General features: G+C 72.5%; 9 protein-coding genes. 5 read left to right on the forward strand and 4 right to left on the reverse strand.

What is annotated here, in order from left to right; all coding sequences use genetic code 11:
• Positions 1 to 160 precede the first annotated feature (160 nt).
• From AC3A3H_RS07920 to AC3A3H_RS07940, 5 genes are all read left to right on the forward strand, one after another.
• Positions 161 to 4,945, forward strand: coding sequence for an ExeM/NucH family extracellular endonuclease (locus AC3A3H_RS07920; protein WP_487614012.1), 4,785 nt, complete (start codon positions 161 to 163; stop codon positions 4,943 to 4,945).
• 155 nt (positions 4,946 to 5,100) lie between these two features.
• Positions 5,101 to 5,511: a hypothetical protein gene (locus AC3A3H_RS07925; protein ID WP_487614013.1), complete on the forward strand. Its 411-nt coding sequence runs from the start codon at positions 5,101 to 5,103 to the stop codon at positions 5,509 to 5,511.
• Positions 5,505 to 5,738, forward strand: coding sequence for a helix-turn-helix transcriptional regulator (locus AC3A3H_RS07930; protein WP_487614014.1), 234 nt, complete (start codon positions 5,505 to 5,507; stop codon positions 5,736 to 5,738). The genes AC3A3H_RS07925 and AC3A3H_RS07930 overlap by 7 nt, the downstream gene beginning before the upstream one ends.
• Before the next feature lie 10 nt (positions 5,739 to 5,748).
• Positions 5,749 to 6,753 carry an NAD(P)-dependent alcohol dehydrogenase gene (locus tag AC3A3H_RS07935; RefSeq protein WP_487614015.1) on the forward strand — a complete coding sequence of 335 codons (1,005 nt, stop codon included), beginning with the start codon at positions 5,749 to 5,751 and terminating at the stop codon, positions 6,751 to 6,753.
• A 4-nt stretch (positions 6,754 to 6,757) separates the two neighbouring features.
• Positions 6,758 to 7,273, forward strand: coding sequence for a DUF2087 domain-containing protein (locus AC3A3H_RS07940; protein ID WP_487614016.1), 516 nt, complete (start codon positions 6,758 to 6,760; stop codon positions 7,271 to 7,273).
• Between the two features lie 3 nt (positions 7,274 to 7,276).
• Here AC3A3H_RS07940 and AC3A3H_RS07945 read toward each other — a convergent pair whose 3' ends face one another.
• From AC3A3H_RS07945 to AC3A3H_RS07960, 4 genes are all read right to left on the reverse strand, one after another.
• Positions 7,277 to 7,612: a CHY zinc finger protein gene (locus AC3A3H_RS07945; protein WP_487614017.1), complete on the reverse strand. Its 336-nt coding sequence runs from the start codon at positions 7,610 to 7,612 to the stop codon at positions 7,277 to 7,279.
• 8 nt (positions 7,613 to 7,620) lie between these two features.
• Complete coding sequence (locus AC3A3H_RS07950) at positions 7,621 to 8,232, reverse strand: energy-coupling factor transporter transmembrane component T family protein (RefSeq protein WP_487614018.1); 612 nt, start codon at positions 8,230 to 8,232, stop codon at positions 7,621 to 7,623.
• Positions 8,226 to 8,927, reverse strand: coding sequence for an energy-coupling factor ABC transporter ATP-binding protein (locus AC3A3H_RS07955; protein WP_487614019.1), 702 nt, complete (start codon positions 8,925 to 8,927; stop codon positions 8,226 to 8,228). The genes AC3A3H_RS07950 and AC3A3H_RS07955 overlap by 7 nt, the downstream gene beginning before the upstream one ends.
• Positions 8,924 to 9,835, reverse strand: a 912-nt coding sequence (locus tag AC3A3H_RS07960) for a thiolase family protein (RefSeq protein ID WP_487614020.1), incomplete at its 5' end; no start/stop codon positions are given. The genes AC3A3H_RS07955 and AC3A3H_RS07960, both read right to left, overlap by 4 nt.

Raw genomic sequence — 9,835 nt, forward strand, 5'->3', positions numbered from 1 at the left:
GCCCACCCCGGGAGTGCGCGAACGGGCCGCGTGCTCAAATGAGCGGTCTACCCCCGTTCGAGTTTTCTGTACGTTCACACACGAGACAGTGTGCGGTTCTCCGCCGTCCCTAGGGTGACCGGCGGACTCGTACGAGTTCCCCTTCCGACCGAGGAGAGAAATGTCAATCAGATTGCGCAGTCTGTGGCGCGCTGCCACCGCCGTGGCCGTCGGAGCAGGCCTCGCCGCCGGCTCCCTCGCCGCGACGCCGGCCTTCGCCAGCACGGACGGCACCGGTGTCGTCATCAACGAGGCGTACCTGTCCGGCGGCAGCGCCGGCGCCGCCTATTCGAACAAGTTCGTCGAGCTCTACAACCCGGGCGACCAGCCCGTCGCGCTGACCGGCTGGAGCGTGCAGTACCGCTCCGCGACCGGCACCGGCGCGGCGAACGGCGTCGTCCCGCTGAGCGGCTCCATCGCCGCCAAGGGCTATTACCTGGTGGCCGGCGCCTCCAACGGCACCAACGGCGCCGCCCTGCCGGCCCCCGACGCCGCCAGCAACGGGCTCAACCCGTCCGGCACCACCGGCACGCTCGTGCTGGCCAAGTCGGCCACGGCGCTGACCCTCCCGACCGGCTCGGTCACGGGCAACGCGAGCGTCGCCGACCTCGTCGGCTACGGCACCTCGAACACCTTCGAGGGCTCCAAGGCGGCGGCCGCCCCGAGCGGCAACACCGACGTGAAGTCGCTCGACCGCACGGCGTTCAAGGACACCGACGACAACGCAGCCGACCTCTCGCTCAGCGCGACGATCACGCCGCAGAACACCGCATCGGCCACCGACCCGGGCGACCCGGGCGACGGCGGAACCGATCCGGGCACAGGGACCGACCCCGGTCCGCCCGTCGCCATCGCCGACATCCAGGGCACCGGCGACACCAGCCCCAAGGCCGGCCAGACGGTCGCCACCGTCGGCGTCGTCACCGCGGCCTACCCGACCGGAGGCTTCAACGGCTTCTACCTGCAGACCCCGGGAACGGGCGGCGCGGTCGACCTCGCCACCCACACCGCCTCCGACGCGCTCTTCGTCTTCGGCTCCTCCGCCGCCTCCGCCGTCGCCGTCGGCGACTACGTGCAGGTGACCGGCGCGGTCAGCGAGTACAACGGCCTCACCGAGCTCACGGCGACGAAGGTCGACAAGCTCGACAAGACCACCGTCACGGCGCCGACCCCGGCGACCGTCGGCCTGCCGGCGACCGCCGCGCAGCGGGAGAGCCTCGAGGGGATGCTGATCGCCCCGCAGGGCGCCTTCACCGTCACCGACGTCTACTCCGCCAACCAGTACGGCGAGATCGCCCTCGCGGCCGGCGACAAGCCGCTCGTGCAGCCGACCGAGACCGCCCGTCCCGGTAGCGCCGCCTACACGGCGGCCGTCGCCGGCAACGCGGCCCACGCCGTCACCCTCGACGACGGAGCCTCGACCAACTTCCTCAGCTCGGCGAACAAGTCCAAGCCGCTGCCGTACCTGTCGCTGACCAGCCCGGTCCGCGTCGGCGCCCCGGTCACGTTCACCTCGCCGGTCATCCTCGACTACCGCAACGACGCCTGGAAGTTCCAGCCGACCGCCGAGCTCACGCCGGCGAACGCGGCCACCGTCCAGCCCGTCACCTTCGGGAACACCCGCACGGCGGCCCCGGCCAACGTGGGAGGCGACCTCCGGCTCGCGACCTTCAACGTGCTGAACTACTTCCCGACCACCGGCGACCAGCTCGCCGGCTGCACGTTCTACACCGACCGCGACGGCAACAAGATCACGGTCAACTCCGGCTGCGACGCCCGCGGCGCCGCCGACGCGACCAACCTCAAGCGCCAGCAGGACAAGATCGTCGCCGCGATCAACGCCCTCACCGCCGACGTCGTCTCCTTGGAGGAGATCGAGAACTCGAAGCGCTTCGGCCTCGACCGCGACGACGCGCTGAAGACCCTGGTCTCCGCGCTGAACGCCGCGGCCGGCAGCGACGTCTGGGCGTTCGTGCCCTCGCCGTCCACGGTCCCGGCCTCCGAGGACGTCATCCGCACGGCGTTCATCTACAAGAAGGCGGCGGCGGTCCCGGTCGGCGCGTCGAAGATCCTCGACGACGCCGCGTTCGCCAACGCCCGCCAGCCGCTCGCCCAGGCCTTCAAGAAGGTCGGCTCGGCGGACTCGTCGGCGTTCATCGCCATCGTGAACCACTTCAAGTCGAAGGGGTCCGGAACGGGCGCCGACGCCGACCAGGGCGACGGACAGGGCGCGTCCAACGCCTCGCGCGTCAACCAGGCCAACGCCCTCGTCGCGTTCGCGAACGAGCGCAAGGCCGCACTGGGCTCCGACAAGGTGCTCCTGATCGGCGACTTCAACGCCTACCTCAATGAGGACCCGATCAAGGTCCTCACCGACGCCGGCTACATCGACCAGGTCAGCACCCGCACCACGAAGGCGACCTACTCCTTCGGCGGCACGGTCGGCTCGCTCGACCACGTGCTCGCGTCGCCGGCCGCCAATGCGGCGATCACCGGTGCGGACGTCTGGAACATCAACTCCGTGGAGTCGGTGGCCCTGGAGTACAGCCGCTACAACTACAACGTCACCAACTTCTACGAGGCGGGGCCGTACCGCTCCAGCGACCACGACCCGATCGTCGTGGGGCTCGGCCTCAAGGCGGCGCCGGTGACGCTGAACCTGCTGAACATCAACGACTTCCACGGTCGGATCGACAGCAACACCGTGAAGTTCGCGGGCACCGTCGAGAAGCTGCGCGCCGAGGGCGGCGAGGGCAACACCCTCTTCCTCTCCGCGGGCGACAACATCGGCGCCTCCCTGTTCGCCTCGGCCTCGGCCGGCGACATCCCGACCCTCGACGTGCTGAACGCGCTCGACCTCAAGACGAGCGCGGTGGGCAACCACGAGTTCGACAAGGGCCTGAGCGACCTGACCGGCCGGGTGAAGGACGCGGCCGACTTCAGCTACCTGGGCGCGAACGTCTACGAGAAGGGCACCACGACGCCGGCGCTGCCGGAGTACGCGCTGTTCACGGTGGACGGCCTGAAGGTCGGCGTCATCGGCGCCGTCACCGAGGAGACCCCGACCCTGGTCACGCCGGGCGGCATCGCGTCGCTCGACTTCGGCGACCCGGTCGCGGCTGTGAACCGCGTGGCGGGTCAGCTCACCGACGGCGACGCCGCCAACGGTGAAGCGGACGTCATCGTGGCCGAGTACCACGAGGGCGCCGGCTTCGGCACGCCCGACGGTGCGACCCTCGACCAAGAGGTCGCGGCCGGCGGAGCGTTCGCCGACATCGTGACCAAGACCAGCGCGAAGGTCTCCGCGATCTTCACCGGCCACACCCACAAGCAGTACGCGTGGGAGGGCCCGGTCCCCGGCGTCGCAGGCGCGACCCGTCCGATCGTCCAGACCGGCAGCTACGGCGAGAACATCGGGCAGATCACGCTCACCGTGGACGGCGACACCAAGCAGGTCACCGGCCACACCGACCGCAACGTGGCCCGCACCACGGACAGCGACGCCAGCCTGGTCGCCGCCTACCCGCGGGTGGCGACCGTGAAGACGATCGTCGACAAGGCGCTCGCCGACGCGGCGGTCATCGGCAACCAGAAGGTCGGCTCGGTCACCTCCGACATCACCACCGCGTACCTGGGCGGCGCGCGTGACGACCGGATGAGCGAGTCCACGCTGGGCAACCTCGTGGCGGACTCGCTGCTGTCGACCCTGTCGCCGGCCCAGCTGGGCGGCGCCGAGATCAGCGTGGTGAACCCGGGCGGCCTCCGCGCCGAGCTGCTCTACGGCACGGACGGATCGGTCAGCTACGCGCAGGCGAACGCCGTGCTGCCGTTCGTGAACAACCTGTGGACGACCTCCCTCACCGGGGCGCAGTTCAAGCAGGCTCTCGAGCAGCAGTGGCAGCGGAACGCCGACGGCACGGTGCCGAGCCGGCCGTTCCTCAACCTGGGACTGTCGAAGAATGTGTCGTACACGTATGACGCCACCCGGCCCGAGGGCGACCGCATCACGAGCATCCTCGTGAACGGCACGCCCATCGACCCGGCGAAGTCGTACCGGATCGGCACGTTCTCCTTCCTCGCGCAGGGTGGCGACAACTTCCGGGCGTTCGCGGCCGGAACCGACACCCGCGACTCGGGCCTCATCGACCGGGACGCCTGGATCGGCTACATCTCCGCGCACAGCCCGCTGTCGCCGAGCTTCGCCCGCCGCGGCGTGTCCGTCACGGACGTCCCGACGGCGACGCTGACGCGCGGCCAGCAGGTGACCTTCGGAGTGCAGAAGCTGAACCTGACCAGCCTGGGCAGCCCGGCGAACACCTCGCTCGAACTGAGCTGGGGAGGCTCGGCCGTCATCGGCACCGTGCCGGTGGACGCCACGGGCAACGCGACCGTGACCTTCACGGTCCCGGCGAGCGCCGCGGGGGCGAGCACCCTGGTGCTCACCGCCAAGGAGTCCGGCACCACCGTGCGCATCCCGCTCACGGTGGAGGCGGCTCCGACCGACGGCAAGCCCACGACCGACCCGAAGGCCGCAGCCGAGGCGAAGCTCACCAAGGCGCTGAACGGGAAGATCTCGTTCAAGGACAAGGCCTACCACGCGGGCGACCCGATCGACATCACGGTCGGCAAGGCGCTCGCGGGCCAGTGGGTCTCGGTGTGGGTGTACTCGCAGCCCGTGGCCGTGGGCGCCGGCTGGATCCAGGTGCCTGCGGACGGCATCCTGCACCTCACCCTCCCGAAGCCGCTGGCCAAGGGCGACCACAAGCTGTCCGTGCAGGACAGCACCAACTCGGTGATCGGCTGGGACGACCTCAAGGTCTCCAACGGCAACGCGGCCGGCCACTGGGTGTGGACGCTCATCTGGAACTGGCTCGCCGGCTGGCTCTGGGGTTGGCAGCAGCAGTAAACCCTGAATGACGACCGCCGGGCGCGCGTACTGCGCCCGGCGGTTCGTCGTTTCCGCCGCCGGTCTTCCGGACGAACGATGTAAACAATCATCGACATCGTGTCCACGTCGCTTTACACTCGCCATGTACACAATCTTTGACATGGAGGTGCGAGGTGTCGTTCGATGAGAAGAACGCCTGGGCCTATCTGATCGTCGCGGTCCTGGGCTACGCGGTCTACCTGATCCTGCTCGTTGTGAACGGGCCCGGCGACTATGTGCCGCTGCTGATCTGGACGGTCGTCGGCTCGATCGTGGCCAACATCGTCGCGCACATCGCGATCTCCGTCTCCAATCCGCGGGAGGCCGACAAGCGCGACCAGCGCGACCGCGAAATCAAGGTGTTCGGCGAGCGGGTGGGCCAGGCCTTCGTCATCATCGGCGCCGTGGCCGCACTCGTGCTGGCGCTGTTCCAGGCCCCGTGGTTCTGGATCGCCAACGCGGTCTACGCGGCCTTCGTCCTGTCCGCCGTCGTCGGCTCGATCGCCGCGCTCGTCGCCTACCGCAAGGGGCTGCCGGCATGGTGAAGCCCACCCGCGTGACCAACAGCATCCGCGCCCTCCGCTTCGGCGCGGGCGAGATGACGCAGGCCGAGCTCGCGGACCGGGTCGGCGTCACCCGCCAGACGATCATCGCCATCGAGCAGGGCCGCTATTCGCCGTCGCTCGAGATGGCCTTCCAGCTCGCGCGGGTGTTCGGGGTCCCGCTCGACGACGTGTTCCAGTACCCAGAAGAATCAAGAACAGTGGAGTGAGGATCGGATCATGAGTGCGACGATGCGCGCGGTCGTTCAGGATGCCTACGGGAGCACCGCCACCCTGAGGGTGGAGGAGGTCCCGATCCCACAGCCCGGCCCGGACGACGTGCTGGTGCGGGTGGAGGCCGCGGGCGTCGACGCCGGCACCTGGCACCTCACCACCGGGCGCCCTTACATGATGCGGCTGATGGGCTTCGGGATACGCGGCCCGTCCGGGCGCGTGCGCGGCGCGGCGTTCGCCGGCGTGGTGGAGGCCGTGGGCGCCGAGGTCACCGACCTCCGGGTCGGCGACGCGGTGTTCGGAGCGGCCGCCGGAGCGCTCGCCGAGTGGGTCCGCGCTCCGCGTGCAGCGGTGGCGCCGATCCCGGATGGACTGGACTTCGTGGCTGCGGCCGCGGTGCCGATCTCGGCCGTGACGGCCGTGCAGGCCGTGGCGGCGGCGAACGTCGAGGCGGGCGACCGGGTGCTCGTGCTGGGCGCGGCCGGCGGCGTCGGGCACTTCGTCGTGCAGCTCGCGGCTGCGCGCGGCGCCGAGGTGACGGGGGTGTGCAGCGGGCCCAAGACCGCATTGGTCCGCGAGCTGGGCGCGGTGGATGCGATCGACTACACGACGACCGACGCCCTCGGCCTCGGCCGGATCTGGGATGCGATCATCGACACCGCGGGCAACCGTCCCCTCCGGGCGCTGCGCGGCAGTCTCGCCACGGAGGGCGCACTGGTGCTGGTCGGCGGCGAGGCCGGAGGCGGCGTCCTCGGCGGCATGGAGCGGGTCGCTGCCGCGGGGCTGAGGAACCTGACAGCCCGCCAGCGCCTGACCGGGCTGATGGCCCGGGAGCGCCAGGAGGACCTGATCGAGCTCTCCCGTCTCTACCGGGAGGGCGCGTTCCACCCGGTCATCGACACCGTCTACCCGCTGGAGCGGACCGCCGAGGCGATCGACCACATCGGCGCGGGGCGGGCGCGCGGCAAGGTCGTCGTGGTTCCTTCCGCGCGCGGCGATCGGCTACCGTGACGTCATGCCAGCAGACGATGCGCCCGGCGTTCCCGCCGCCCCCGACTGGCGTCCCATGCTCGCCGCGCTCGCCAACGCCGAGACCCGCGCCGCGTTCGCGCGCGTGACGCTCGGGCTGCCCCTGGACGGCGCCCGCGATCCCCGTGCGCTCGCCGCGCTGACCGCGGCCGCGCTGGTCGCGGTGGTGGAGGGTGTGCCCGCCGTCTCCGAGGACGCGATCCGCGCCGCGTTGGCCACGGCGTCCCACGGCCGCCCGACCGGCCCGGCCCGGTTCCTCGACGCCGAGGGGAGGATCGACCGGTACCCGTCGGGCAGCGCCGACCGCGAGGAGCTGCTGCGCTGGGTCGCCGAGCGCACGCTCGCCGCGGGGGAGGTCGTCGGCGAACGCGAGGTGACGGAGCGGCTCGCCCGCTTCACGCGCGACCCGGCCGCGCTGCGGCGCTATCTGGTGGACGCCGGGCTCCTGGAGCGCACCCGTTCCGGCTCCGAGTACGCGCTGGCCGCCGGCGACGGCGCGTGACGTTCAGACCTCGAAGTACAGCTCGGTGTGCAGCTTGCAGCCCGGGTTGAACGCGGCGCCGCAGTCGGGGCACGAGTCGGCCTCCAGATAGTCCGCGATGGTCAGCGTGCCGCCGCACACGCCGCACAGCACCGCGCGCTCGCCGCGTTCGGCGACCGGCCACTGCCGGGCCGGATGGTCCGCGGCCTCCGCATGGCAGGCGTGGCAGGGGTAGAACTCGCCGCAGCAGGCGAAGCGGATGGCGATGACGTCGAGCGGGGTGCGGTAGTGGACGCAGCGCGTCTGGTCGTCGACGGTCGGCCCGAGCACGCGCGGGCGGCGCCCGGCCTCCCCGCTCATCCCGGCGCTCACCGCACGCCCCGCGCGGTGAGGGCGTCGCCCAGCTCGTCGGCGTGCTTGAACGCCACCACCAGGAACGGCACCGCGAACGCCCGGATGCCGGCCCGGGCGCCCCGGGCGCGCTGTGCGTCGCGGACGTCCCGTGCCAGGCCGGCGAGCACCGGCACCGTGCTGAGCGTCACGGTCAGCAGCAGGGCCGCCCGCGCCGGGTCGACCCGCAGCGCGGCGAGCGGCCGCAGCCCGCGCTCCACCGCGTCCAGGAGGTCGGTGACCCGTGTCGTCAGGACGAGCAGCGCGGCCAGCACGACGGCGGAGGTCACGCGCGCGGTGTTCGCGACCGCGGGCTCCGGGCCGAGGAACAGGAGCTGGCCGGCGAGGGTGATCACGATCACCCAGCGTACGGCGAGCACCTGACGGGCGAGCTCGCGCATCCCGAGCCTCCCGTCGCCGAGCCCCGCGAGCGCGTACGCGACCACCGGGACGGCGGCGGCGACGGCGGCCGCGGCCCAGCTGGAGGGCAGCAGCGAAACGGCCAGCACCGCGGCGATCACGAGCAGCAGCTTGGGTCCCGCCGGCATCCGGTGCAGCGGTCCCGTGCCCGGCCGGTACAGCGTCAGCACGGGAGGCTCCCCTCGGCGAGCAGCTCCTGGTACGCCGACACCACCGCGCCGGGCTCCCCGGCCGTGCTCGCCGTGCCGCCCGCGAAGAGCACCGCAGTGTCGCAGCGGGCCGCCAGCTCGAGGTCGTGGGTGACCAGGACCAGGCGGTGCCCGGCGTCCTCCAGCAGGTGGTCGGACACGCGCCGGGCGTTCCTGGCGTCGAGGTAGGCGGTCGGCTCGTCCGCGATGACGAGCTCCGGCCGGCGCACGAACGCCCCGCACAGCGCGAGGAGCTGCTTCTGCCCGCCCGAGAGGTCGTGCGAGGGCCGGTCGGCCAGCGCGGTCAGCCCGAAGCGATCGAGAGCCTCCGCGACCCGTGCCGCCGTCGCCTCGCGGCCCAGACGGTCGGCACGCAGCGAGAAGGCCACGTCCTCCGCGACGGTCGGCATGATGATCTGCGCGTCCGGATTGCTGAACACGACGGCGATGCGCCGCCGCAGCTCGGCGGCCTGCCTCGCGGGGTCGAGCCCGAGGATGCGCAGCTCGCCGGTGGAGGCCGCGACCAGCCCGCCGAGGAGGCGCGCGAAGGTCGACTTCCCCGACCCGTTCTCGCCGATGATGGCGATCGTGCGTGCGTCGAGGTCGAGCGTCACATCGTGGAGGACGTCGGCGTCGCCGAGGCGCACGCCGACGCGGTTCAGCTGGAGGGCGGTCATCGCACGACCTCCAGCACCGCCGCCACGCCCAGCCCGCCGCCGACCGAGGCGGCGGCGACCCCGACCGTCCCCGCGGGCGCTCCGCCGCGCACGAGCCGGCTGAACAGCCGCACCACGGCCACCGCCCCGCTCGCACCCCACGGGTGCCCGAGCGCGAGCGCCCCGCCGTCGGCGCACATACGCCCGTCGTCCTCGGCGATGCCGAGGCGGTCCAGCACCGCGATGCTCTGCGACGCGAACGCCTCCACGAGCTCGAACGCGGCGACCTCCCGCTGCGTCAAGCCGGCCTGGGCCAGTGCGGTCAGGATCGCGGGCGCGGCCCCGATCCCGGGCAGGGCCGGGTCGCATCCGACGATCGCGGCGGCGCGCACCGCGAGGCCGGGCGCCGTGCCGGCCGGGGCGACGACGACCGCCGCCGCACCGTCGCCGATCCGGGTGGAGGTCCCGGCCGTCAGCGCTGCGCCGGGGAAGAGCGCGGGGAGACGGGGAAGCAAGCGCTCCGCGCCGCCGATCGCGTCGTCGTGGTCGAGCCCCGCCAGCGGGACCAGCTCGTCCGCGAACCGCCCGCCCGCCAATGCGGCACGCGCCCTGGCGTGGCTGCGGGCGGCGTGCGCGTCCAGCCGGGAGCGCGGGATGCCATCGTGGGCGGCCAGGTCCTCGGCGGCACGCACCATGTCGGGGTCGGGGAAGCCGTCCGGCGCGAACGGCGCCCGGTCGTAGGCGACCCCGTCGATCGACCGGACCGGTGCGGTCGAGGCGCTCTCCGCGCCGCCCGCGAGCCGCGGCCTCCGGTCGCCAGCCCGGATCGCGGCGGCGGCATCCAGGATGGCGGCGAGCCCGCTGCCGCACTGGCGATCGACGGTGCCGCCCGGGATCGCCGGGTCGAGCCCGGCGGCGAGGGCCGCGAC

The organism is Leifsonia sp. Soil_N53 (genome assembly GCF_057655165.1).